General features: G+C 36.1%; 19 protein-coding genes. 2 read left to right on the top strand and 17 right to left on the bottom strand.

Annotated elements, in window-relative coordinates; all coding sequences use genetic code 11:
- The 4 genes from A3EM_RS44060 to A3EM_RS0130265 all read right to left on the bottom strand — a co-directional run.
- Positions 1–1,669, bottom strand: a 1,669-nt coding sequence (locus A3EM_RS44060; RefSeq protein WP_169513438.1) for an Ig-like domain-containing protein, incomplete at its 3' end; no start/stop codon positions are given.
- A 159-nt stretch (positions 1,670–1,828) separates the two neighbouring features.
- Positions 1,829–2,377, bottom strand: coding sequence for a TetR/AcrR family transcriptional regulator (locus A3EM_RS0130280; RefSeq protein ID WP_211212029.1), 549 nt, complete (start codon positions 2,375–2,377; stop codon positions 1,829–1,831).
- 511 nt (positions 2,378–2,888) lie between these two features.
- Positions 2,889–3,164 (bottom strand): hypothetical protein, encoded by a 276-nt coding sequence (locus A3EM_RS0130270; RefSeq protein ID WP_020532005.1) that lies wholly within the window; start codon positions 3,162–3,164, stop codon positions 2,889–2,891.
- 285 nt (positions 3,165–3,449) lie between these two features.
- Positions 3,450–4,385, bottom strand: a complete 936-nt coding sequence (locus A3EM_RS0130265) for a threonine ammonia-lyase (protein ID WP_020532004.1) — start codon at positions 4,383–4,385, stop codon at positions 3,450–3,452.
- 474 nt (positions 4,386–4,859) lie between these two features.
- On the opposite strand from A3EM_RS0130265, the gene A3EM_RS0130260 reads away from it, so the two are divergent.
- Both A3EM_RS0130260 and A3EM_RS0130255 read left to right on the top strand, forming a co-directional pair.
- Positions 4,860–5,450 (top strand): hypothetical protein, encoded by a 591-nt coding sequence (locus tag A3EM_RS0130260; RefSeq protein WP_020532003.1) that lies wholly within the window; start codon positions 4,860–4,862, stop codon positions 5,448–5,450.
- A 184-nt stretch (positions 5,451–5,634) separates the two neighbouring features.
- Positions 5,635–6,018 carry a hypothetical protein gene (locus A3EM_RS0130255; protein ID WP_020532002.1) on the top strand — a complete coding sequence of 128 codons (384 nt, stop codon included), beginning with the start codon at positions 5,635–5,637 and terminating at the stop codon, positions 6,016–6,018.
- A gap of 122 nt (positions 6,019–6,140) precedes the next feature.
- Here the strand turns inward: A3EM_RS0130255 and A3EM_RS0130250 are convergent, their stop codons facing one another.
- The 13 genes from A3EM_RS0130250 to A3EM_RS0130190 form a co-directional block, all read right to left on the bottom strand.
- The gene (locus A3EM_RS0130250) at positions 6,141–6,875 is read right to left on the bottom strand and encodes an SDR family oxidoreductase (RefSeq protein ID WP_169513437.1); all 735 of its coding nucleotides are present in this window, start codon (positions 6,873–6,875) and stop codon (positions 6,141–6,143) included.
- Positions 6,876–6,961: 86 nt separating this feature from the next.
- Positions 6,962–7,564: an alpha-ketoglutarate-dependent dioxygenase AlkB family protein gene (locus tag A3EM_RS0130245; protein ID WP_026210674.1), complete on the bottom strand. Its 603-nt coding sequence runs from the start codon at positions 7,562–7,564 to the stop codon at positions 6,962–6,964.
- Entirely contained in the window at positions 7,551–7,736 is a 186-nt protein-coding gene (locus A3EM_RS48405; protein ID WP_281169839.1) for an Ada metal-binding domain-containing protein, read from the bottom strand. Before A3EM_RS48405 ends, A3EM_RS0130245 begins: the two co-directional genes overlap by 14 nt.
- A gap of 65 nt (positions 7,737–7,801) precedes the next feature.
- Positions 7,802–8,515, bottom strand: a complete 714-nt coding sequence (locus tag A3EM_RS0130240) for a 2OG-Fe(II) oxygenase (RefSeq protein WP_020531999.1) — start codon at positions 8,513–8,515, stop codon at positions 7,802–7,804.
- Between the two features lie 2 nt (positions 8,516–8,517).
- Positions 8,518–9,375, bottom strand: a complete 858-nt coding sequence (locus A3EM_RS0130235) for a bifunctional helix-turn-helix domain-containing protein/methylated-DNA--[protein]-cysteine S-methyltransferase (RefSeq protein ID WP_020531998.1) — start codon at positions 9,373–9,375, stop codon at positions 8,518–8,520.
- Between the two features lie 445 nt (positions 9,376–9,820).
- Positions 9,821–11,158 carry a NosD domain-containing protein gene (locus A3EM_RS0130225; protein WP_020531996.1) on the bottom strand — a complete coding sequence of 446 codons (1,338 nt, stop codon included), beginning with the start codon at positions 11,156–11,158 and terminating at the stop codon, positions 9,821–9,823.
- A gap of 328 nt (positions 11,159–11,486) precedes the next feature.
- Positions 11,487–13,103 carry a glycoside hydrolase family 32 protein gene (locus tag A3EM_RS0130220; RefSeq protein WP_020531995.1) on the bottom strand — a complete coding sequence of 539 codons (1,617 nt, stop codon included), beginning with the start codon at positions 13,101–13,103 and terminating at the stop codon, positions 11,487–11,489.
- A gap of 187 nt (positions 13,104–13,290) precedes the next feature.
- Positions 13,291–15,030, bottom strand: coding sequence for a RagB/SusD family nutrient uptake outer membrane protein (locus tag A3EM_RS0130215; protein ID WP_020531994.1), 1,740 nt, complete (start codon positions 15,028–15,030; stop codon positions 13,291–13,293).
- Positions 15,031–15,052: 22 nt separating this feature from the next.
- Positions 15,053–18,211, bottom strand: a complete 3,159-nt coding sequence (locus A3EM_RS0130210) for a SusC/RagA family TonB-linked outer membrane protein (RefSeq protein ID WP_020531993.1) — start codon at positions 18,209–18,211, stop codon at positions 15,053–15,055.
- Between the two features lie 43 nt (positions 18,212–18,254).
- Complete coding sequence (locus tag A3EM_RS0130205; RefSeq protein WP_020531992.1) at positions 18,255–19,139, bottom strand: carbohydrate kinase family protein; 885 nt, start codon at positions 19,137–19,139, stop codon at positions 18,255–18,257.
- Entirely contained in the window at positions 19,136–20,467 is a 1,332-nt protein-coding gene (locus A3EM_RS0130200) for a sugar porter family MFS transporter (RefSeq protein ID WP_157638174.1), read from the bottom strand. The genes A3EM_RS0130205 and A3EM_RS0130200 overlap by 4 nt, the downstream gene beginning before the upstream one ends.
- Positions 20,468–20,680: 213 nt before the next feature.
- Entirely contained in the window at positions 20,681–23,467 is a 2,787-nt protein-coding gene (locus tag A3EM_RS0130195; protein ID WP_020531990.1) for a substrate-binding domain-containing protein, read from the bottom strand.
- Positions 23,468–23,712: 245 nt separating this feature from the next.
- Positions 23,713–24,393 (bottom strand): sulfatase/phosphatase domain-containing protein (locus A3EM_RS0130190; protein WP_020530307.1); only part of this gene is annotated, 681 nt, incomplete at its 5' end.

Genomic DNA, 24,393 nt, shown 5'->3' with positions numbered 1-24,393 from the left:
TTACCCCGGAGCCATCGTTGGCTGTTGCAGTTACAGTCACTATGCCATTTGAAACAGCTGTTAATAAACCCCTACTGTCAATAGTAGCTTCGCCTGTGCCATTTGTCACACTCCAGGTATAGGTGGTATCATCAGCGTTGGCAGGCAGTACCGTGGCTTCCATTTGTAGTGTTCCTCCTTTTGTAGTAATGCTAGTTGCTCCCCCTTGTCCCTGTACAGAGATGGAATTGACCAAAACATCTAATACAACAGGACTAGCAGTGTTTAATAATTCGCTTTCGGCATTACCATAAAAGATAGATTCTATATTGTATTCCTCAGTGTAGATAACTGCTTCGAAACCTACGAATTGAATATCATTATTTGCTGTTACTCCAATGTTTGCAATAGAAGCATAACCATTTTTTTCAATCTTTTTAACATTGTTCCAGTTCCCTACAGAGTCGATTATTGCAATAAGCGGATTGGAATTTGAAGAGGAAGCATTCAGAGAGATATCGCCAAATGAAACATCACCTTTGAAATCCCCACCTACAGCTATAGTACCATTATTGGTTACAGCTAAAGAGTGAATTCTGGAACGGGTACCCCCATCAATAGTTTTAAGCATGGTCAGGCTTCCCTCTGTATCATATTCAGCAACAAAACCAGAACCATTGGACACTGAAGTATTGGTATCGTACGATAAGTCAGTATCGGTATCGAAATCGACATTGTTACCTGAAAAATACCCAGATATATAAACATGTTCATCGCCATCAATGGCAATGTCAGTAACTTCATTGGATGAAGTTGAACTAATGGTTTTTACCCACTCTACATTTCCTGAGGCATTGCATTTTAAAACAAATACATCTGTATTTTGTGGAGCAAATTCAAAGAATCCTTGACTTTCAATATAAACAGGCATTTCACTGTTCTTAAATAAAGATAGTCCTTGCTCTGTACCAGTTTTATTGGCAGAAAACGAACCTGCTAAGTACATATTCCCAGTTGGGGCTAAACATACATGCAAATTTGAAAACGTACCTCCACCGATACCCTTTACATCTATAAAATCTCCATTGCTGTTGTAACGTGCTACAAACCCCAAACGTAAAAACTCGCCTTGGATAATATCACGATTATCCGAGTACTCATTGCTAGTGTCAAAGTCAATATTAGCACCGGTGAAACCTCCCACATAGCCGGTAGCCCACACATCATTATTAGTATCAATAAAGAGACTAAAGCTTCGATCTGTATAATCGTCTTTTACTTCTCTATACCAGAGCATTTTTCCTTCTGGGGAATATTTTATTAGGAAAGCATTATGGTTATCTTCAGAAAAATCATTCCCATAAGAAGTTGAAATAATCGAGTTGCTCTCTGGATGTTCCGGGTCTAAATCCACCTTTTGCAATGTACCAACGTCAATGGTCGCCAAAACGTAAATATTATTTTCACTATCTACTTTTACATCACTTGCATAATCATTGCTATAATTGCCTTCTTGGGAAAAGTTCCCTCCAATACCTTTTAAGAAAACTACATTGTTATTACTGTCGTATTTTACAATAAAAATATTGGAATTTTTGTCAGATGAAAGGGTTTCATCTGTCCCAAAATCTACATTTAATCCATCAAATCCACCTACAACTATTTTATTTCCATCGCTATCGGTTACCAAGCCGGATTGAAGAAATCCATATAAATTAATGTAATCTTTGTTCCAATTGATAGATTGAGTTGTATTTACAGTTAAATCTTGTGCATTTAAGCTTATTGATATGAATGAAAATGTTAGTAGTAATGTTGTTTTCATGAATAATTCTGTGTCTTAAAATATTTAAATTCTATTTAGATATCGGTTTTCAATTTTCTGTAGCGACTGCCTGAAGATATTACTGTCTTTCATATTGCGAGCTGTAACTAAGGCTCCTTGAATTTCGATCAAAGTTTGCAGTGCATGTTCATATGCCACATCTTCTTGAAAATTCAAAGCGAGTCCAACCTTTTTAAAATTAGTTATCCATGATTGCATTCCACCGTTGATTTGTTCGGCAAAGAGATCCAAACCTGCCTGCATCGATAAAGCTCTATAGATACAAGTTTGCTTTCCTCCAGTATACAGAACACTGATTTGACACAAGGCATTCTTCAATCTATCCTCGGCAGGCAAAGTTTCATCTTGCAAAACAGAAAAAACGTTTTCTTGAACCCAATTATTTACATTGCGTAAAACAGCTTCAGCCATCCCTTGCTTACCTTTCGGAAAACGATGGTATAAACTGGCTTTCTTTAAACCTGTTACCTCGGCTAAATCCGTAAGGCTAGCACCTTCGTAGCCTTTCTCGCGAAAGACTTTTGTCAAGCCTTCCAATATATCTTTTTCCAATACCTTTTGTGGCCTCATGGCTCAAATGTAGAGAAAATAATTTTTTTACCAAACGTTCGGTAAAATTATAAAAACCTTCTTAATTTTAACCTTTTATCAGTTATTCATGATAGACTGTTAAACCATCACCTTCGCATCTTCAAGATTATTTCCAGTTGCCTTGCTGTTATATTTTTATGTATTTAGAGGTGGCTCATATTCAATTTTGGTGGATTGGGGAAGTAAGTCAAAAAAGTGACTTTTATAAAAAAACCGTATCAATAAATATGATACCATTAGCTTTATTTCCCAGTAAAGATGCTTTTATTTTGAAGGGGTTTGATCGATATTCCACTACTTCTACTTTGAGAATCAGTTTGCAACTATCCAAATCAATATGTAATTGTCCGGTGTACGATCGTTCAAGTGATTCAGTACATAGTATTTATGATAGAACCGTAAAAGATTTACCCTGGAACGACTATGGGTTAGTTTTTTTATTGAAGGTAAGAAAACACCCTTGAGTAATGATTTAATTGCTATAGTTAGCTAGCCATTTTTCTTTTATATCTGCTCTAGCGTTGATGAATTCAATGTCAGTACCATGTGCAATTGCATCAAGAGGACAGCGCAGTGGTCTAGTACCTTTTTCCATCTCTACTAACTTCAAAATACCATCAGCAATGGTTTGTGGATTCATGTCAAACTCCTGCATTTTCCCAAATAATCCAGCACCAATGGACTTAAACATGTGAGTAGCTTGGGTCATCTGCTGCTGCAATACTGTCTTTGTCAGCGCCAGTACCATACTTATGTAATCAGCAATTTAGTACCACCAAATTTTAGCAATTGTAAATCATCACTTTACAAATAATAAAAATGAATACTGAAATGTAAATTAGCTACAAAAAACGTTACTCCAAACAAAATCACCCCCCACCAAAAAAGCTCTTCTGCAAGCAAGAAAAATATTGAAATTACACAGCGTTTTTTCCGGACCTAACCCCCATTAAGTTTGTTCAACACAAGAAAAAATTCAGTGGGATCCCCAGGACCCACATGAATTTGATCCCTTATTATTACCAACAGGTTTTTATAGATTAGTGTTACTTCCACAAATTATAATCCCTACATTTTCACCCTTATATTTTGCCTTATTCTCAAGCAAAGCTGCAATTCCTACTGCTGCTGAGGGTTCGGCTATTATTCCTAAATGTTGGTTTATTAATTTCATACCTTCTTCTATTGATTTATCCTTTACAAGGATTGTATCATCAACAAGGTGTTTCAAGTCCTTAATAGCTTGTTTCATTGGTAACCTTACAGCAATTCCATCTGCGATAGTGTTTGTTGTATCATAACAGACATATCTATTTTGCCTTATTGATTCAATTAAAGCAGGAGCTCCTTCTGATTGAATTGCGACTACTTGTGTGTTAGGACTATATTCTTTCATTATTCTTGAAATTCCTGTAAACATAGCTCCGTCTCCCAATGCAATTAATAAAACATCTAATTCATATGGTAATTTTAATAATTCTAAGCCAAGTGTTCCAGCTCCTTCCAAGGTTTCAATATCTATAGTATCTTCTACAAACCGAGCATTTATTTTTGTAGCTTGCTCTCTACCTTTTGCTTTAGCAGTATCAAAGTCTTTTCCTGATAGTTCAACAGTAGCTCCTAATGAGCGCATCATTTCCAATTTGAAAGGGTTTACAAATTCACTTGCATGAACTGTAACTTTAATATCTCTTTTTTTGCAAGAAAAAGCCATTGCTTGTCCAAAATTCCCCGCACTTGCACATACCAAATGTTTATATCCTTTTGATTTAGAAACTAAAACTTCTGCACCTCTTCCTTTGAAGCACCTTATTGGGTTTATTGTTTCTATTTTGACAGTAAGATTCAAACCGAACAATTTACTTAAACCAGGATTTATATATTGAGGTGTATTCAAGAATACCTCATCAATTAATTCCACAGAATCTTTTATGTTTTCGATTGATAGTCTATGATTTTCTAATGTCATTTCTGTAATTGTTGGTAACCGCACGGCTATGGCAAGTGCGAAGTTTTGAAACCGAACCTTTGTTTGCCAGAGCGAATGTTATTTAGTTGTAGTATCTTCTTTTTTAAGCTCTCAGCCCACATTTCCTATAGCCGATGTGTGTGCCTTGAATGGTGAATATAGCTCAAGGAATTGAGTAATCCAAAGGGTGAGAGCCGCAGTGGAACTGTCCCGTAAGCGGGGGAGTCGTTACCCTAAGCTAAGCAAGTGGTAAGGTTGTCAGGGGTGACCCTGGAACTGATGTCACAGGGACCCCTGCCGGCAGAGGTCATAGTAGTTGGGGTAACGAGCCAATTGCAATGGCATTAGGAATTATTTACACACTCAATATGTAAAGAAATGGACTAAGTTGAATTTGATTCGTAAATCAGAAAAGTACGGGTACACTAAGAAATTTATCAATGAATCTAATTTTTTAACCTAATGCTTTCTATTATGAAATTTAGATATTTTTTCCCTCTCATCTTTATTTTCTCTATCTCCTCTAGTTTTAAGCAAAAATCCCTTGATTTATCGGAATTTTCCAAAAAACAAGAACAAGAAGAATTTAATGATAGAGTCCTCGCTAAACTCAGAGTATTAGAGGATTATTTTAAAATGCTCTCAGATAAAAACATCAAAGATGAGAAAGCTGATGAGGTTATTGATGCTGTTTTAAATTTATTTATAGAAGATGCCTTAGTGGAGGTTTCTTCTTTTAACCAGAGTGAAGTGCAGCAATTCAAAATTACCGAGTACTGTGAAAGGCTTAAATTATTTAAATATTCTAAAGTGAAAATTGCCTGGACCAATATTTCTTATATAAGTGATCTTAAAAGAAATAATGATGGTAATTATTATGGTACCGTGGATTTAGAACAAAAATTTGAAGGATATAATGCTGAAGGTCAAAAAGTTTTTTCTGATAAAATAGAAAAGAATATAACAGTAGTTGTAAAATCCTTTGATAAATATGTTATAAAAGGTAGAGAAGATACATTTTGGTATATTTATTTCGGTGACATCGGTGTTGAAGAGACAAAATGATATAGGTATAAATTAAAGTTAACTAGGGTTCGACATCATGTCGAACAGTAACCCAACCAAAGATTTTATTATTCTTTATTGGTGAAAATAATTTAAAGCAGGTTCAACCATTATTAGTCTATAATTACCAAACAATCACCTGCTGTATGAAAAACACCTTATTGCTTTTAGTTGTATCATTATAATGACAATATCCTGTGCCAATAATAATGAAACTTTCGGAACTATTTCCATAAAAGTTATAAATGAGAATGGCAAGAATCCAAATTGTTCCTTTGATGGATATTTCCGGGACGCATCCCAGAATAAAGGTTTATCTGATTTCCTCCTGTATTTTGATTTTGTACCTGGAACTATTGTAGAAAATGGAGAGGCTAATAATTTCACCTTCGAAAAGGTATTTCCTGGTACTTATGAATTTGAAATAGAATTTTCCTGTGCTACTAAAACATTTATGGTTAATTATGAAGGAGGTAATTACTTTACTGATTTAGTGATTGAGGATTGTCCGGAAGAACCTTCTGTGTTTATGGCGAGTACTTTTACCTTACATTTTTGGAAAGCATAGCCATAATTCCGACAAAGAAAACATTAGGTTTGTTCAACACAAGAAAAAATTCAGTGGGATCCCCCGGCACCACCTAAATTTGGTCCCTTATTATTGTGCGTTCGTATTTTTTTACGTTAAATTTATGTCGTTATTTGTTCTCCGTGATACATATTGTGAAACATTTCAGCCAATTTTGAAGGTTCTTCTTTCCAAGCGTTAAACATTCCAAGTCCCATTTCGTCTGGAACAATATCTAATTCTCCTGCTTCTACTTTATTTAAAATTATTGTTGCAATTCCGTCTGGTACAGGCATATCCCAATTGCTACCTTTGTTCATATCTGTATCAATTGCTCCTGGATTTATGGCGTGAACAGTTATTCCTTTTTTGGCGAGTTCTATTCTTACTGAAAGTGTAGCGGAATATAAAGCTGTTTTCGATGCTGAATAACCTGCAATTGAGGGAAGTGGTGAGTAAGCGACAATAGAAACTATATTAACGATTTTGGCAGGTGCGTTTTTTTCTAAAATGGGTGCAAATGCTCGCATCATACTTATAGTACCATAATAGTTGACATTCATATCGTTTTTCACAGCACTAATTTCTCCTTCTAAAATATTCCCTTGACTTAAAATTCCTGCATTATTAATCAGAACTTCTACGTCTTTTGTTTGTTCCGCTACTTTTAAAATTTGAGTATTATCTGTAATCTCCAATGCTAATGGTACAACTCTTTCGTCTCCAAAATCTGGCATTTTACTTAAATCTCTGGAAGTAGCATATATTTTTCCCGCTCCTTTTTCTAATGATGATTTTACGAGTGATTTCCCAATTCCTCTATTTGCTCCTGTAATTAGAATTACTTTGTCTTTCAATGATTGCATATTTTGTTATTTTGTTTAATAATTATGATGCAATAATACATTGACGATTGAGCTTGTGAAACCCGATACTTGCGGTATTAAATCTCGATAGTTCTAAAGGTTAAATTTATTCTCGGGCTTTGTACTTTTTTTGTTGGTGGTAATCGGTGAAGCCAATTTGTTTGTGTTTTCCCTTTCATAACCAACAAACTGCCTTTTTCTAAATGGATGGAAACTGTTTGTTTTGTTTCTTTATGTTTAAATAAAAATTTACGTTCTGCTCCAAAACTTAATGAGCCAATAGCACCGTTTTTTTTCAAATCTTTTTCTCCGTCACTATGCCAAGCCATTCCTTCATTTCCATTGTGATATAAGTTAAGTAAACAAGAATTGAATTTTTCTCCTGTTTTATTTTCTATTATTTCTTTGAGTTCTAAAAGTTCTTTAGTCCAAGGTAAAGCCGATTTAGTGGTTTTTGAATAGGTGTAATCAAATGGTTTATCTCCATACCAAGCTACTTTGCGTTTGGTAATAATTTTTTTGCCGAAAATGATTGCTTTGTCATTATCCCATTGAATATTTGTAAACAACTTATCGAAATAACGCTGAGCTTTTTTCAGGTTCATTATTGCTCCATAATAATTTACTTCTCCGTCAAAAGGTAAGATATTGGTGTTTTTGGCAGTATTAAATAAGTCCATTTTTCCAAATTTTATAGTCGGTTCGTAAACAATGTCCGCAAGGTCTAAGTCCAAGTTCTTTGGCTTGTTCGATAGTTTTGAAAAAAACACGGTTTTTGGGTTTCATTCTTTTGCCTGATTTGCATTGTAGAGTTCCGTAAATTTTCAGATTGAAATTACCACCAAAAACAATTTCTTTACCTTTTATTTTTTTATAAAGTTCGGCATTATCAATATCTGTGCATATTTATCATTTTTTTAGCTGTTTGCATCATGAAATATAACACCTAAAGTATGTCGTTCTCCGCTAATTACTTCGCTAACCCCGTGTTTCATATTTACTTGATAATAACCTCTTGTTCCTTTAATTGGTCGGAAATTGGTAGTAAAAATAAGCATATCACCTTTTTGGGGTCTTAAAACTATGGCTTTGGACTGTGCTCTTGGTGTTTGTTGTGTCAAAACAAATTCTCCGCCTTTGAAATCTTTATCAGGCTCGTTTAAAAATAGAACACATTGCATTGGGAAATAAATCTCTCCATATAAATCTTGATGCAAAGTATTAAAACCACCTATGCCATATTTTAAAATCAATGGTGTTGGTTTTAATTGATTATTTTGATGGCAAAGCGACTGTAGGTCTTCAAAAGTTTCGGGAAATACTTTATCAATATTTAGTACTTTCATCCAAAGGTTTGCGATAGGCGAAAGTATAGGATATATAGTTTCTCTTAAGGTTTGAATGATTATAGGAAGTGGATAATCAAAGTATTTATATTCGCCCAAACCAAAACGATAGCGTTCCATTACAACCGTTTTGCGATACAGATTTTCGTTATTGTATTTTTGTATTAGTTCAAGGCATTGCTCTTCTGATAGTGTTTTTGGAATAATGGCATAGCCTTTTTCGTTGATTGATTCAGATATGGATTGCCAATCTATTTTAGCAAGTTTAGTTTTTAAATTCTCCATTGCTAAGCATTAGTATTTGAAGTATTAATTTTTGATGCTTCCCAACCAATAATGGCAGTCTTTCGAGTTGTTCCCCACATATAACCTCCAAAAATCCCTGTAGATTGAATAACTCTATGACAAGGAATCAAAAAGGCAATTGGATTATTTCCAATTGCAGTTCCAACTGCTCTTGATGCTTTTGGTTTTTGAATAAGGTTGGCAATGTTTCCATAAGTTGTTAAATTTCCTGTTGGGATTTTTAAGAGTGCCTCCCAAACTTTTAGCTGAAAATCTGTTCCTTTTAAGTGTAGTTTTATCTTATTAATTTTGCTCCAATCCTGTGTGTAAATTTTTAAAGCATTTTGTTGAATTTCATCTGTTTGTTGAATAAAATTTGCTTTTGGAAAGCGTTTTTTCAATTCTGAAAATGCAATTTGGTTATCGTCAGAAAAACCCATATAACAAATTCCTTTATGCGTAGAAGCAACTAAAATTAACCCAAACAAACTTTCTGAGAAGCTATAGTTTATCGTTAAGTTTTCTCCTTTGTTTTTATACTCTCCAGGTGTCATCCCCTCAGTTTTTACAAATAAATCGTGTAATCTACCTGTACCCGAAAGACCTGTTTTATATGCAGTTTCAAATAAAGTGGTTTGCGAATTATTCAGAATTTGCTTTGCGTGTTGAATGCTTATAAATTGCAGAAACTTTTTTGGGCTAACACCTGCCCAATCTGTAAACATTTTTTGAAAATGGAAAGGACTTAAATTAACCTTTTTAGCAATTTTTTCAAGAGTTGGCTGTTCAGTAAAGTTCTGTTGGATGTATTCAATAGCTTCTGCTATTCGTGTATAATTTAAGCTTTCTTGTTCATTCATTAAATTCAGGTTTTATAACAGCAAAAATAGAATTGATTTTACTCCTATAAAACCCGAAACTTGCTGAATTAAACCAGCCTTTTTGTATACTGCCTAACGTAAGCTAAAGTCTTGAAAATCAGGAAGTAATTTTGCAGCTATTTTATCTCTATCTGGACTTGAAAATCCTAACTCATCAGGATTTAAGCCTAGATCTGCTATTTGTTTTCTCCCTGTTAATATTTTAATTGAATTTTACAGCGGTAATGAATCCTTTATTCAGCAATTGCACCAGGTTGGGCAGGATAATATTGCGGTAAGTGTCATTAAAGTGAGGGAACTGATTTATGGTGCTTTTAATAAAAGAGAAGAAAAGCAAATTGAAAAGGATTTGGCTCATTTAAAAATCGTAAAACGTGACCATCAGGTTTGTGATATTTTTACGCATTTAATGCTTAAAGCAGTACTAGTATTTGTAATTATCAAATGTGTCAGAATTTTCGAGTCTTATTTTTTTGTAGTAATTATCTTTACATTCCCCCGTTTCAGCTACTGCATTACCTCCCTCACCAAACGTTATGATATTATTGGTAATAATACTGTTTGTGCAATTATGAAGGCGAACCACGGTTTGTGTCAGGAGAGTTTGAATAACATTTTGCGAAAAGTTTAATTGAGTGGAGTTCTCGAACTGAATATAGTTTTGTCCATTTGGTTCCTTGTCAACTGAAATAGTTTTTTTTCTACTATCCTGCATGTGATTTAGGGAATTATTGGTTACGCTTAATCCATTAGACTGTTTTACATAAATAAACCCTCCGGCTGCTGCTGCGCCTGTATTGTTCTTTTTGTTTAGTAATGCATTTCCGCTTATGGTAGAATGGTTAATTTCATTAAATTCAAAGCTCTTACCGACATAGGCAAAAGTATTATTACTAAAAGCTGAAAAGTTGGTATTATCTATTTTTAATGCAGTTTCCAAATCGGCAAATAGATTATTGTTAACCATCATTCCTGGCCCGCTTAAACGAATGGCATAAGTTAATTGCCCAAACCAGTTTTTATCTATATAACTTACATCGGTCCAGGAAGCATCTATTCCGGCATATAGCTCGGTAAAATAACAACCTGTAATACGGAGTAGCTCACATTTACTCCACCACGATCCTTCTCTTTTAGGGGCGGGCGGAAGGTATATAGCACGTTGCCCCTCTTTTTCTACATCTTTATATCTATTTTCTTCGGGATACCAATTTAAACCTCTGAAATTCGGTTTATCCCCACGCCAACGACTATAACCTGCAGCTGTATTCACCCCAGTATTATTATAGCCTACAAAAGCAATATTTTCAATTTCAACTTTTAAGTTCTTATTATGCCATGGTGATTCTTCAGCGGGAAAAGATTTAGTTCTGCCAGCATAATTAAAAGTTATACAATATGGGCCACAGTTTTTTCCGAATCTAAAAATTGTTCCTGTTGCTAGGTTTGCCCCATGTATATCAATTCCGCTATGCCCATGTCCAATAAATTTTACTCCAGCCAAATTTACTTTAATAGGAGAATCGAAATAATATACTCCTGGAGAAAAAATAAAGGTAGCCGAGACATCCTCTAAATCGGCTATTTCATTAAAAACTTGCTGTAAGTCAGAAGATATATCAAGCTTTCCAGAATTGTTGATATTATAGTAAAACGTCCCATGGTTAGTTATGGCCTGAAGCGTATAATCTTCCTTTTTTATATTTTCTGCTTTTAAATAGTAAAAACAGGATAATAACATTAAAATAAAAATTGTTTTCATATTTATTATTTCTTAAACAAATATTAAGTAGGCAAGCGCTAAATTGTGATTATTTGTGCAAAAAAACTCCTACTAAACGGATGTGAGATCACCTCCTTCCTAAATTATTCCTCAATATCAAGGGTCTACCGGAAAGGGCAAAGCCTTCCATAAATCAGCCTTAACCTGTGTATTTGCTTTCCGGTGTCAGGCCCCAATAATTTTGGGTATTAATTCCTTTTCCCTCATAGGTAACTGCTTAAATTGAAATATCCAATAGCATGTTCTTCATTTCAATCCCAAACTCACAGATATTCGGGACTTTCTAAATTGCGATTCTAGATTAGTTTTAATATTTATATAAAACTGCAGAATCAATATGCATTTTCTTTTCCTCAGAAAAGAAGCTGATTGTTGAAAAGTCTTCATTTGGGAAAAATATTTCCGTCATGGCTATGGTTCCATCATCAAAAAAGACCTCAACTGAAGCTACATCCACAATGATTCGAATTTTAAGTTCATTGGATGATTTAATTCTTGGTGCAGTGGATTTTCCTTTGAATTTTTCAGAGAAATCCGATTTTCCCGCAAAACGCCTGTCGATATAACATTGCCTTTGGTTTTGGTCAAACCCTATCAGGATTTTTTCACCCATTGAGTTGGAAAGTTCAATACCAAAATTTTCACCTGTAGATTTTTCAAGAGCGATCTTTAAATCCAATTCAAAGGTATTGGATGTCCAGTTTTTCTCTTCCGAAATGGAATACTTTCCCTCCACTTCTAAGTCCTTTAAGTTTAATTTATCGGTTCTTAATTTTTTTAATTCCTGCACCGGAAAATTTTGAAGGCGTACACCATCATTAGTTTCCGTTAAACCTAACTTCCGGGGGATTGTCATCGCATTTCTCCATTTTTCAGTGGGAACCTGATTGGCATATTGCCAATTGCTCATCCAGCCAATAAAAATTCTTCTGCCATCTTTTTTAGGTATGTCCGACCAGGTTACTCCGGCATAATTGTCTTTCCCGTAGTCTACCCATAATGAAGTTTCGCTGGAATTCGAATTTGTGAATTTTTCTCCATCAAAATCTCCAATAAAGTATTGAGTGGCAGACCCACCGTTGGGTCCTCCTGGATTGATACTCACCAGCATTACCCAATGTTTTTCATTTTTCTTACCATCAACCGATAATTCAAACAAATCGGGACATTCCCAAACGCCTCCATGGCTGCCACTATTTTCCCCAAATTTGCTGAGGAAACTCCAGTCTTTCAGATTTGAAGAATTGAAGAGTTGAACGTGATTTTGCACAGCCAGTATCATGATCCATTTTTGAGAAGGCCCATGCCAAAACACTTTTGGGTCTCTGAAATCTTTTATCCCAGGGTTATTTAAAACCGGATTATTTTCATATTTAGTCCAACTTCTGCCTTTGTCTAAGCTATAGGCGATTCCCTGGGTTTGGAAATCGATACTCCCTTTTTTTGCTTTTTCAGCGTCATGGTAGGTGAATATGGCCACCATTGGCGGGTTGTCTTTGGTTCCAAAACCTGAAGTGTTTTCATGATCAACCACTGCACTTCCCGAAAAAATATAGCCGTGCTCATCCGGAAATAAAGCAATAGGAAGATGTTCCCAATGGATTAAATCTTTGCTTACAGCGTGGCCCCAATGCATTGGTCCCCAAACAGTATTATCAGGATAATGCTGATAAAAAAGATGGTATTCTCCTTGATAAAACACCATCCCATTGGGATCATTCATCCACATTTTTTGAGGAGAAAAGTGGAATTCAGGTCTATGAGCTTCTTTGCTCTGGGAGTTAGAATTACTATTGAATATTAACATCAAAAAAAAACTTAAAAATGTGATTTCAAGCAATCGATTATTGATTATCAAAGACTTTCCTGAAATTTTGTATTTAATTTCCTGAGTTACATTACAGGTAGATATTTTCTTTTTCATATTTATTTAATTTTTAAACGGTGTATTGTTTTGCCAATAGTTCTTTATGTCAATTAGTGTTTTTTTTTTACAAAATTCTACCTTTTCCATTTTTTGGTTTTAAAAAGGAAAGGAAGGAGAAAGGCCTCCTAATGGCATATTCTCCATTCCTTTTAATTATAATATAAAACTAGCAGAAAAAAATCTACTAATACCCGGGGTTTTGCTTATACAACCCTTTCGTAAAATCTATTTCTCTTTGTGGAATAGGATAATACTCATCTCTTCCTGCGGTAAATTTCGCACTATTCAGAAAATCTCTCCTGGTTTTTTCTTGATCTAAATATGCATTAAGGGTTTCTTCGGCAATTCCCCAGCGAACAAGGTCAAAAAAACGGGGGCCTTCCATCGCAAATTCCAGCCTTCTTTCCCAGCGCAAAGCCATTCGGGCGTTTTCCTGAGTCCAGGGCAGGTTACTACCATTATATTCTGAGATTAGATAATTGGATGGAGATGTTCCGTCAGCTAATCTTGTTCCATTAGTACTTTCCGAAGCCCGTTTCCTTATTTGATTAATCAGAGGCATGGCATTATCATGCTGTCCCAATTCTATATAGGCTTCTGCCTGCCATAATAATACATCTGCATACCTGATGATATCTATATTTACTGAGGTGCCTATAAATGGACCTTCTTTTTTATAGCAGGAACAATCAGCTGCTTGTTGCTCCTTCATACTGTGGAAAAAACCATAAACTCCCGGATCTCTTACCCAGCTATTGCTGAAAATGTAATCCTCTTCATTTCGGTATTTATAGGGGTGGCCATCTATACCTACAGTGTGGTCAATTCGGGGATCCACCGTAACCCCGGTAGGAGTGATATCCTCAGCACTTAAAGCTACATCATTAAAGGTCTCAAATTTTGGTAATCCTTCAGTATCTGTAGAAAATGCATTTACCATATTCTGGCTTGGTGCGTGAAATCCACAACATCCAAATTGTGGGGCACCATGCGGATAGTTCAAACCATTCACAAAACTCAAACGACCAACCGATGTCCCATCACTAATGGAAAATTGCACGGCAAAAATAGATTCTGGTCCGTTATCATATCCATCCAGGAAGTTTTCTGCAAAATCGGGCTGCAGGCTATACCTGCCGGAACTAATAATCATCTCAGTAAGTGCAACAACTTCCTGCAAACGTTGTGTATTGATATTGACCACCTGATGTGATTCATTTTGTTCATAAGCCTGATAAAGTCTCAACTTGGCCAAATAAGCTATTGCACTAAATTTATTTGCACGACCCACCTCCGGCTGTGTTTCGGGCAGGTTGTCTATAGCAAATTGAAAATCTTCAGCTATTTTATTCCATAGTTCATCATTGGAAAACTCAGTATTGGACACTTTTAAAATTTCTTCATTGGAAAGCGATTCATCAATGTAAGGGATATTTTTAAAAAGTGTTTTCAATACAAAATGTGAATGTCCTCTTAAAAATCGGGCCTCAGCAATTCTGGTAGTTCTTAAACTAAAATCATCCTCTGTCAATTCATTGAGTGTTTTCAAAGCAAAATTGGCTCTGGAAATTGCGATATAAAAGTTTTCCCAGGTATAAGGATGCATCCAGCCTTGATCGGGTTGAGTGAGATTGTATTGTTCATAAAAATTAATATCTGCTACATCTGAAACTCCTCCACCTCCCTTATAGGCATCATCAGATCGGACACTTCCATAAGCCCACATGCTGGACATTGGACCGATCATATCATCATTTCCTATTCCTGCATATGCTGCAGTTACCAGCCCTTCTGCACTTTCAGCTGATGGTGCACCTGCTGATACAGATCCTTGTGGTTCTGTTTCTAAATAATCCTTGCAGGAAGTGGACGTAAAAAGAATTGCAAGGATGGATAATGCTATATATTTATTGATAGTTTTCATAGTATTTGAATAGTTTATGATCTTATAATGAGAGGTTTACACCAAAAGTAAGTGTAGTAGGTATGGGTATGGCATTGATATCTACCCGCTCAGGATCAGGACCCTGCCATTCTTTGCTTTTTGTCCAGAAAAAATTTTCTGCCATGAAATAAATCCTCACCTGTTCCATGCCGATATTATTTAACACAGAATTTGGAAGGCTATACCCAAATTGCAAATTTCTGAGTTTGAAATATGAAGCATTCACATTTAAATAATCCGAGGGCCTGGTCTCATTATTTCCATCCGATAAGGTTAGGGCAGGAATACTGGAGCCTGAGTTTTCAGGAGTCCAGGCATCGAACACTCCAGGTCCAACATTTTCTCTTCCTCGAATAAAATCATTGTAAAAAGTATAAGGATTGAAGCCCGTTTTTCCAGAGACTCCAGAACCAAATATGGAAAAATCGAAGTTTTTATATGCTAAATCTACCCGTAGACCATATTCTAAATTTGGCAACAAGGTTCCAAGGAAAGTTTGGTCTAAAGCATCAATTTTACCATCATTGTTGAGGTCTTTGTACCGGATTCTTCCCGGAGCTGCACCAACCTGGCTGGCATGTGCAGTTACCTCTTCCTGAGTCTGAAAAATTCCATCAGTTACATACCCAAAAATGGATAGCTCTGAATGCCCTACTATTGTTTGCTCTGCATTACCGGGATAAGCTGTTCTTACTTCTTCAGGAAGTTCAGTTATTTTATCTTTAAACTGCCCTGCATTGGCAAATATGCTGTACTGGAAATCACCTTCAGTTTTTCCGTAGTAGGATATAGAAAACTCCCATCCCTTGTTTTCTTTTGTGGCTCCATTTAACCACTGTAACTGGCCTTCACCAACAGCTGAAGCTACAGGAGGCCGGATAAGAATATCGGAGGTTTCACGTGTAAAATAATCAAATGAACCTACAAGATTGTTATTGAAAAGACCAAAATCTACTCCTATATTGATTTCGTCAGTTGTTTCCCACTTTAAGGCAGGGTTGGCTGCCTGCACAGAAACAAAACCTGAGGGAAGATTACCGGTATTACTGCCATTTAAATCATAAGCTGAGCCAATGTTCCAGTATTGATCAAAAAAACCAACGTGCCCAATTCCGGCTACTTGTGAAGCTGTTGCACCGTATCTTGGTTCGAATAGCCCAAGGCTGGCAAAATCCCCCACATCCTGGTTTCCTACTCTACCCACACCAAGTCTTAGTTTCAGGTTCGAAATGATTTTATTATCAGCCAAAAAATTCTCACCACTTATTCTCCAACCTACTGTAGCAGCAGGGAAGAATCCATACCTGTTATCTGCTCCAAATCGTGAAGATCCATCTCGCCTTAAGGTAACAGAGGCCAAATATTTATCAGAAAAATTATAGTTTATTTTACCAAATTGGGAGAAGAGCCTGCTATTGGTAGCCGTTCCAAAACTATTTCCATTACTTGTTCCTGCACCCAATACAAAAAATTCTTCCGTTTGGACTGCAAAACCTTCTTTATAAGCTGTAACATCCCTGAAATCGTCTCCCACTGACTCTAACCCTAAAAGAAAGTCAAAACTACTTCCTCCAAGATTGAGCTTATAGTTCAGGGTATTTGACCAGGTAAGGCTTAAGAAATCACTTGAATATTCTGTTAAACTATTTACACTTCGGGCAATAAAACCCTCAGTAAAAGTAGGTTCGATATTCTTATCTCTCACTCTCGAATAATCCATTCCTAAATTGGATCTGAATATCAGGTTTTCCAGAATATTCACTGAGGCAAAAACATTCCCAAATAAATAGGCTCTATTCGTGTTATCCCATCGGTTAATATACTGCATATGAACCGGATTATTCCTGTCCGAATAACCCGAGCCCAAAGGTCCTGCAAAATCTCCGGTAGTGGTATAAACCGGGATAGTAGGGGCTAAAGTTACCGCAAGGCCGGGAGTTGGGGCGCTTCCTAAATCAGGGGTTTCAAGGGTTTCATTCGAGTTGACAAACTGAGTATTCATCCCTACAGTTACTCTGTCATTTAAGATTCTGGTTTGTGCATTTAATCTTGCGCTGATTCTGTCGTAATTAGTGTATTTTAACATACCAGAGTTGGAAAGATAACCCAGGTTCATCAGTAAAGAAGATTTATCATTTCCTCCAGATACTGTTAAATCATTATTAAATACATACCCGATTTCATACGATTCCTCCTGCCAGTCGGTATCTCCGGCAGGCACATTCTGGTCTCCACCAACAAAAGGCTGAACTGTTACATTATTTAATATTGGATTATCAAAATCACCATTCCAGTCGAAGTTATAAATCTCACCATAACCACTTGCAGGATCTACTCTGTCATTAACAGAAGCCTGCCAGAGTGCGCGTCCCCTATCCACCGCATTCACCATATCGTACCGTTGTGGTTTTTCATTCTGAACCGAAAAATTGGAGTTAAGCTGTACTTTAACTTTTCCATCATTTTTCGAACCATTTCTGGTGGTTACAATAACTACCCCATTGGAGGCTCTGGCTCCATAGATAGAAGAGGCAGAGGCATCTTTTAACACCTGAACAGATTCCAAAGCTCCCGGATTCAAACTCTGAAAAACTTCAGGCCTTTTTGTAGGTACTCCGTCTATAATATATAGTGGATTATTATCTCCTAAAGTGTTCACACCCCGAATTAATATTCGACTGTTTGTAGCTGTGGGAGTTCCTGTCTTTTCAATATACAATCCCGGAACTCTTCCCTGAAGCGCCTGCATTGGGTTACCTGTAGAGATGTTTTTAATTGGAGCCAAATCCACCACAGCAATGGAGCCTGTCAGGTCTGTCTTTTTCTGGCTGGAATACCCAATAACCACAACTTCCTCTAATTGTTCTGTATCTACTTCAAGAATTACGGATAACTCCGTTTGATCTTCAATTAAAATATCCTTTGATTTGAATCCGATATAGCTAAACTGTAAAGTTTCACCCTTGCTTACATCAACAGAGAAATTGCCATTAAAATCACTTGTTGTACCTCTGGAGGTGCCTTTTATCAGAATACTTACACCTGGAATGGGTTCCCCATCCTCACTGGATGTAACAGTTCCTGAAATAATCGAACCTTGTCCATATCCGATTTGAAACAGACAAATCAAAATTACCACAATTGGTATTTTCTTTTTCATATTCATAAGATTTAGATAAAAAATGTACGTTGTTATTTATGAGTTAATGATTGATTAAACCATTAACTTCCTTGAAGTTTATAGGTGGATTCCCACCCCTTTTAGTTGATACATAAGCCCCAATACCACAGGCAAATTCCAGGGATTCCTCAATGCTTTTGCCATCCAAAAACATTTTTAGATATCCTGCGAAGAATGCATCTCCGCATCCGATGGTATCCTGGACCTGAACTTTAAAACCTGGATGGGAAAACTTTTTCCCCTTGTGAAAAATGAAGGCTCCAGACTCTCCTTCAGTTACGCACAGACAGGGAATGGTAAATTTTTGGGTAAAATGCTCTAAAAGAGATATTTCATTTCCGGAAACCTGAAACATCTCACTTAAAATCAGTAACTCTTCTTTGTTTACTTTAACCAAATCTGCTTTTCCTAAAAGTCTATTCAGTAATGCTTTGCTGTAATAAGGCTTTCTTAAATTTACATCGAATACCTTTTTCAAATTATATTCCAATAGCTTTTCTAAGGTATGGCAGGAAACCGAATTGCGAGCTGCCAGACTTCCATACACCAATACATCCGTTTCTTTTAAGGTTTTTTCAACGGTTTCATTGAACTGGATATAATCCCATGCTACATTTTCACAGATATGATATTTGATTTCATTATTTTCAGCCCAATTGGCTTCAACAGTGCTGGTTGGATATCTTTCATCAATCTGAATTAAATCAGCATTTCCTCCATTTTTTTTGAAATACTTTAGGATATCTTCTCCCGGGAGATCATTGCCAACTTTACTCAATAGCTTTGTGGGCACTCCCATTCTAATCAGATTAAGGGTTACGTTAAAGGGAGCCCCACCCGGGGAAACTCGGTCTGGCATTTTATCCCAGAGCATTTCACCAAAACAAATCACGTTAGGCTTTTTCATACTGTTACTCTTTTTTCAATTTCTTCAAGTGTTTTTCCTTTTGTTTCAGGCATAATCGTAAGCACGAATATCAGTTGGCCAACCATCATTAAACAGAAGATCATGAATGTATGACCACCGCCAAGTTTTTCAGAGATGTAAGGGAATACAAAAGCAATTACTGCGGCCATTAGCCAATGCGTGAAACTGCCTAATGCCTGGCCCTGTGCTCTGACACTATTTGGAAAAATTTCAGATATAAAAACCCAAATCACTGCCCCCTGGGAAAAAGCAAAAAAGGAGATATACAAAAACAGGTAAATGGGTACGTTGAATCCTCCGAATTCTTCCAGGTAAAATGCTTTTGCCACCAAAGCCAGCGTGATAATTAAACCCACAGAGCCTATTAACATAAGTGTTCTCCGGCCAATCCGGTCAATTAATTGTAAACCAATAAGTGTTGAAATGAAATTGATTACTCCAATTCCGATAGTAGATAGTAAGGCGGAGGAAGAACCTAAGCCGGCCATTTGAAATATTCTGGGAGCAAAGTAGATAATTGCGTTTATTCCGGATACCTGGTTGAATACGGCAAATAATACCGCCAGTGTGATTGGAAATTTATACCTTTTGGAAAATATTTTTTTGGAATGATTCCCCTTGCTTGTTTCCAGATTCAGGTTGGTTTGTATATCAATGATTTCCTGCTCTGTGGAAGCGGGATCTATTAAATCCAAAACTTTTCTCGCTTCTTCAATATTATTTTGCTTAACAATTAACCATCGGGGACTCCTCGGAACAAATAAAATTAAAATTGTAAAAATGATGGCAGGGAGGGCTTCAACACCCAGCATCCATCTCCAGTCGTTAGGTCCAATGCCCTCCAGATAATAATTTGAAATGTAAGCCACTACAATTCCAAAAACGATATTAAACTGGAACATGGCAACTAATTTCCCTCTTTTTGAGGCTGGGGAAATCTCGGCTATATAAAGGGGGGCAGCCACTGAAGAGGCTCCAACACCTAATCCTCCTAAGAAACGAAAACCTAAAAACACATACCAGTCAAAAGCTAATGCTGAGCCTAAAGCGGAAATCAAATAAAAAATGGCGATCCAAAACAGAGTTTTTCTTCTTCCTAATATATCAGAAGGTATTCCTCCTAATAAAGCACCTATTACAGTACCGATTAAAGCAATGGAAATGGTAAATCCATGTTGAAAGGCATTTAATTCCCAAATCTTTTGAATTTTCTGTTCAGCACCGGAAATTACAGCGGTATCAAAACCAAATAAAAATCCGCCCAGAGCCACTGTAATTGACCAGACCAGTAAATTTAAGTTTTTCATTTTCATTATTTACAAATGATTTCTCAAATTTACCTGAAGTTCCTATCCGGATATTTTTGATTTATTCCAAATGGTTTCGATTTTGTTACAAAGACATTTAAAATCTATAAAACATTGAATAACAATTATTTATACTTCATAATTATAATTTTTAATCTTCGTAAAAGTTTAAATTTGTTACACTACTTTCAAATTTGTTACCTTCGAAACAGGTTAATGCTGTTTTGAATATTCAGTAGGGGAGACATCGTACTTTGCTTTGAATGCGGTGGAAAAATAAGCTGGTGTACTAAAGCCAACTTTATGGGCAATTTCTGCTATTGTCAGATCATTTTCCTGAATTAATTGCTTTGCTTTCTTTAACCTGATGGTTTTTATATATTCATTTACCCCCACCCCTAATAGGGCTTTTACTTTCCGATAAAGCTGAACTCTTGAAAGTCCGAGTTCTTGCGCAATTTCATTTACGCCAACGGAAGGATCTCCTATATTTTCCTCAATCTTAACAATGAAATCATTTAGGAATTTTTTATCAATTTTGTTTTCACTTCTGGGAAGTTTATGAATTGGTAACTCATGGGAAAACCTTTCTTTCAGTTGTTGACGGTTTTTTAATAGAGATTTGATCTTTTCAAATAAATACCTAAACTTAAATGGCTTGGTAATGTAGGCATCTGCTCCGGACTGAATACCCTCTATTTGTTGTTCATCAGAGGTTTTGGCTGTGAGCAGCATGATGGGGATGTGGGATGTTCTTAAATCGTTTTTTAATGTTTCTGTAATTGACAATCCATTTAATTCAGGCAGCATAATATCACAAATGATTAAATCAGGGACCTTATCAAATGCCTTATCTAATCCAATTTTTCCGTTGGCGGCTTCCTCAATATTGTAGCATTCACCCAGTTTCTGTGCTAATAATTCTCTTAACTCGTGATTGTCTTCAATAATTAATAAAGTTGAAGGGTTGCTTTTGGAGGGAGTTGAAGAATTTTCTTTTAGGGATACTAAATTGGTAGAATCCAAAAAATACTTAAATTCTGAAGGATCTAATTTATTAATGTTTTCTTCCCTTAATTCTGCTGATGTAAAATGGTTTTTTCCAAGTGGAAAAGTAATTTCAAAGCGGGAACCCTTCCCTTTTTCGCTTTGCACAGAAATTTCACCATGATGAAGTTTAATGAGCTCCCTTGATAGTGAAAGCCCCAGGCCAGTTCCGAATGTTTCGTAATTTTCGCCCTGATAAAAACGATCAAAAGCATGCTCTACATGATTGGGAGACATTCCCCTTCCGTTGTCTTCTATAGATAAAACCACCTTGTTTTCGAGGACTTTCGACTCAATACCTATGTTTATAAAACCTCCTTTAGGCGTAAATTTAAAAGCATTTGACAGGAGGTTAAATAAAATTTTATCAAACATGCCAATGTCAATCCACACTTCCAAATGGCTTACATTTTTGATAAGTCTGAAATCAATTTTCTTCTTTGAAGCTATTATTTCAAATTCTGCCATTATATCTTTTATAAATTGAACAAGATTATTGGGAGAAGCCAATACTTTCATTTTGTTGTGTTCAATTTTTCTGAAATCCATCAACTGATTGACTAACCTAAGCAGTCTTGACGCATTACTTTGTATCAGATCAAAATCCTTTTTAAGCTGTTTAGAATAAGTTTTTGTAAGATCTTGTAATTCTTCAACTGAGGCCAGAATTAAGGTTAGGGGAGTTCTAAATTCATGGGAGATATTGGTGAAAAACTTGAATTTTGCCTGAGTTGCTTCTTCTGCCTTCTGTGCTATAATTTCTATTTGATTTCTTTGTTGAAGGATTTCCCGATTCTTCGACTGAAGTACATTATTAATTTCCTGTTTTTCCTTTAATGAATAAAGAATGTAACCTCCAAAAATTAAAGAAATACTAAAACTGATCAACAGGATGTACATCAATACTTTTTGATTTTTGTACATTTCCAGTTGATTCCGGTACATTTCTTCCTGTTTTTCAATATCCTTTTGCTGGGAGATAATTTTGTCAGTTTGCTGCTTCATTACCTTAATATTATTCTGATCAATAATAGTGGTCTGCAGTATATTTTCTTTGGGTACAGGTTGGTTATTTAGGATATCCAATGCCAAATCAATGGCTTTTTTCCCTCCGGTGGGGTATAAAAAGGTAGCATCAAGAATGCCATCCGATACGAATTGCAAGCCGGCATTAGGTCCGGAAAGCCCATCAATCCCCACAAAATAAAAGTTTTCTTCTAAGCCTAAATTTTTGCATACTTCATACGCTCCAAATCCCATAATATCATTATGCGCAAAGATTAAATCTGCTTCTTTTATGCCTTCAATCACCTTTGGGAATATTTGTTTTACTGTATCAATTTCCCATTGGCCATATACTTTCTGCACAATTTCAACATTGGGAAATTCCTTTAAGGACTCGGAAAAACCTCTGCTTCTTTCAATAGCCGGAGAAGACCCTTCAAGCCCCCTTATTTCAATTATTTTTCCGGCACCCTTTAACATTTCACCAACATATTTCCCGGCAATTTTCCCAATTTCATAATTATCAGCACCGACATAGGCGGTATAAAAGCTGGAGGAAGTCTTGCGGTCAATCACAATTACCGGGATTCCTTCTTTATACACTTTCTCTATAATTGGGGTAATTGGTTTTGCCTGGTTGGGGGATACTATAAGGAGGTCAATATCTTCATCTAAAAGTTCCTTAATTTGTTCATTTTGCTTCTGACTGCTATTTTCAGCATCTCTTGTAATTAGTTGAATTTCCGGATTAAAAGAAATTTCCCTTTTCATTTCTTCATCCATTGCTTTTCTCCAGGCATCGGCAGTGGTACACTGAGAAAAACCAATTTTATACTTTACTTTTTGTTCTTTATCCAAACAACCTTGCAGAAATAAAGCGATTAGTAAAATAAAGCCCCATTTAATTCTGAATCCAGCCCCCAGGCAGGTGTTTTCAACCTTCAGCATTTACAGATAATAATTTGATAATTAGATAAGATAGGAAAATTTAGAGAAAATTTCACTAAAGGTAAACTTCTGGTTTTAATTTGAGACTTACAAACTCCGGGAAAACAAGTAAGAGAAGCATAAAAAAACTGGAAACATTTCTTTTGAATTACTCATTAAATAAACTCTTCCTATAAAAAAACAAAACCCTCCACAACAATTTGATTTATTGTGAAGGGCTTTTCCATTCCGTGTTTCTATATTCTTTACAAATCGTACTGGTCAATATATTTCTGATCCAGTTCTTCTGAGTCCTTATATTTTACCCTTAAGTCTGCAAGCCTGGCTTTCAAATCTTTTACTACATCCTGATAAGCCGGATCGTCATAAACATTGTTCATCTCCTGCGGATCTTTTAACCTGTCGTACAATTCCCACTCGTCTACATCAAAATAAAAATGGGCCAATTTAAATTCTTTGGTTACGATGGCATAATGCCTTTTTACCATGTGTACACTTGGGTATTCATANTAGTGGTAATAAACCGACTCTCTGGTCCANTTCTCTGTTTCTCCTTTTAACAAGGGCACCAGGCTTTCTCCCTGCATATCTGAGGGAGCAGTAATTCCGGCAATTTCCAAAAATGTCTGGGCAAAATCAAGGTTTTGTACCATTTCATCATTGGTAGTGCCTGGCTTAATTTCATTTGGCCATCTCACTAATAATGGGGTTTTGAAGGACTCATCGTAAATGAATCTTTTATCGAACCAACCGTGCTCTCCTAAGTAAAATCCCTGATCTGAAGTATAAACTACAATGGTATTTTCAGCCAGTCCACTTTCATCCAGATAGTCCAATACCCTGCCTATATTGTCATCTACTGATTCTATACAGCCCAGGTAATCCTGCATATACCGCTGGTATTTCCAGATCATTTTTTCCTTTTC

The sequence above is a fragment of the Flexithrix dorotheae DSM 6795 genome (assembly GCF_000379765.1).
Classification (GTDB): domain Bacteria; phylum Bacteroidota; class Bacteroidia; order Cytophagales; family Flammeovirgaceae; genus Flexithrix; species Flexithrix dorotheae.
Note: the sequence above shows the minus strand (reverse complement) of the source record. Positions and strands in the feature narration are given on the sequence as shown.

Coding starts and splice junctions, on each gene's coding strand:
- A3EM_RS0130270 (WP_020532005.1), bottom strand. CDS start 3,164: ATGGTACTGGCGCTGACAAAGACAGTATTGCAGCAGCAGATGACCCAA.
- A3EM_RS0130265 (WP_020532004.1), bottom strand. CDS start 4,385: ATGACATTAGAAAATCATAGACTATCAATCGAAAACATAAAAGATTCT.
- A3EM_RS0130260 (WP_020532003.1), top strand. CDS start 4,860: ATGAAATTTAGATATTTTTTCCCTCTCATCTTTATTTTCTCTATCTCC.
- A3EM_RS0130255 (WP_020532002.1), top strand. CDS start 5,635: ATGACAATATCCTGTGCCAATAATAATGAAACTTTCGGAACTATTTCC.
- A3EM_RS0130245 (WP_026210674.1), bottom strand. CDS start 7,564: ATGGACTTATTTAATACTGCCAAAAACACCAATATCTTACCTTTTGAC.
- A3EM_RS0130240 (WP_020531999.1), bottom strand. CDS start 8,515: ATGGAGAATTTAAAAACTAAACTTGCTAAAATAGATTGGCAATCCATA.
- A3EM_RS0130235 (WP_020531998.1), bottom strand. CDS start 9,375: ATGAATGAACAAGAAAGCTTAAATTATACACGAATAGCAGAAGCTATT.
- A3EM_RS0130225 (WP_020531996.1), bottom strand. CDS start 11,158: ATGAAAACAATTTTTATTTTAATGTTATTATCCTGTTTTTACTATTTA.
- A3EM_RS0130220 (WP_020531995.1), bottom strand. CDS start 13,103: ATGAAAAAGAAAATATCTACCTGTAATGTAACTCAGGAAATTAAATAC.
- A3EM_RS0130215 (WP_020531994.1), bottom strand. CDS start 15,030: ATGAAAACTATCAATAAATATATAGCATTATCCATCCTTGCAATTCTT.
- A3EM_RS0130210 (WP_020531993.1), bottom strand. CDS start 18,211: ATGAAAAAGAAAATACCAATTGTGGTAATTTTGATTTGTCTGTTTCAA.
- A3EM_RS0130205 (WP_020531992.1), bottom strand. CDS start 19,139: ATGAAAAAGCCTAACGTGATTTGTTTTGGTGAAATGCTCTGGGATAAA.
- A3EM_RS0130200 (WP_157638174.1), bottom strand. CDS start 20,467: ATGAAAAACTTAAATTTACTGGTCTGGTCAATTACAGTGGCTCTGGGC.
- A3EM_RS0130195 (WP_020531990.1), bottom strand. CDS start 23,467: ATGCTGAAGGTTGAAAACACCTGCCTGGGGGCTGGATTCAGAATTAAA.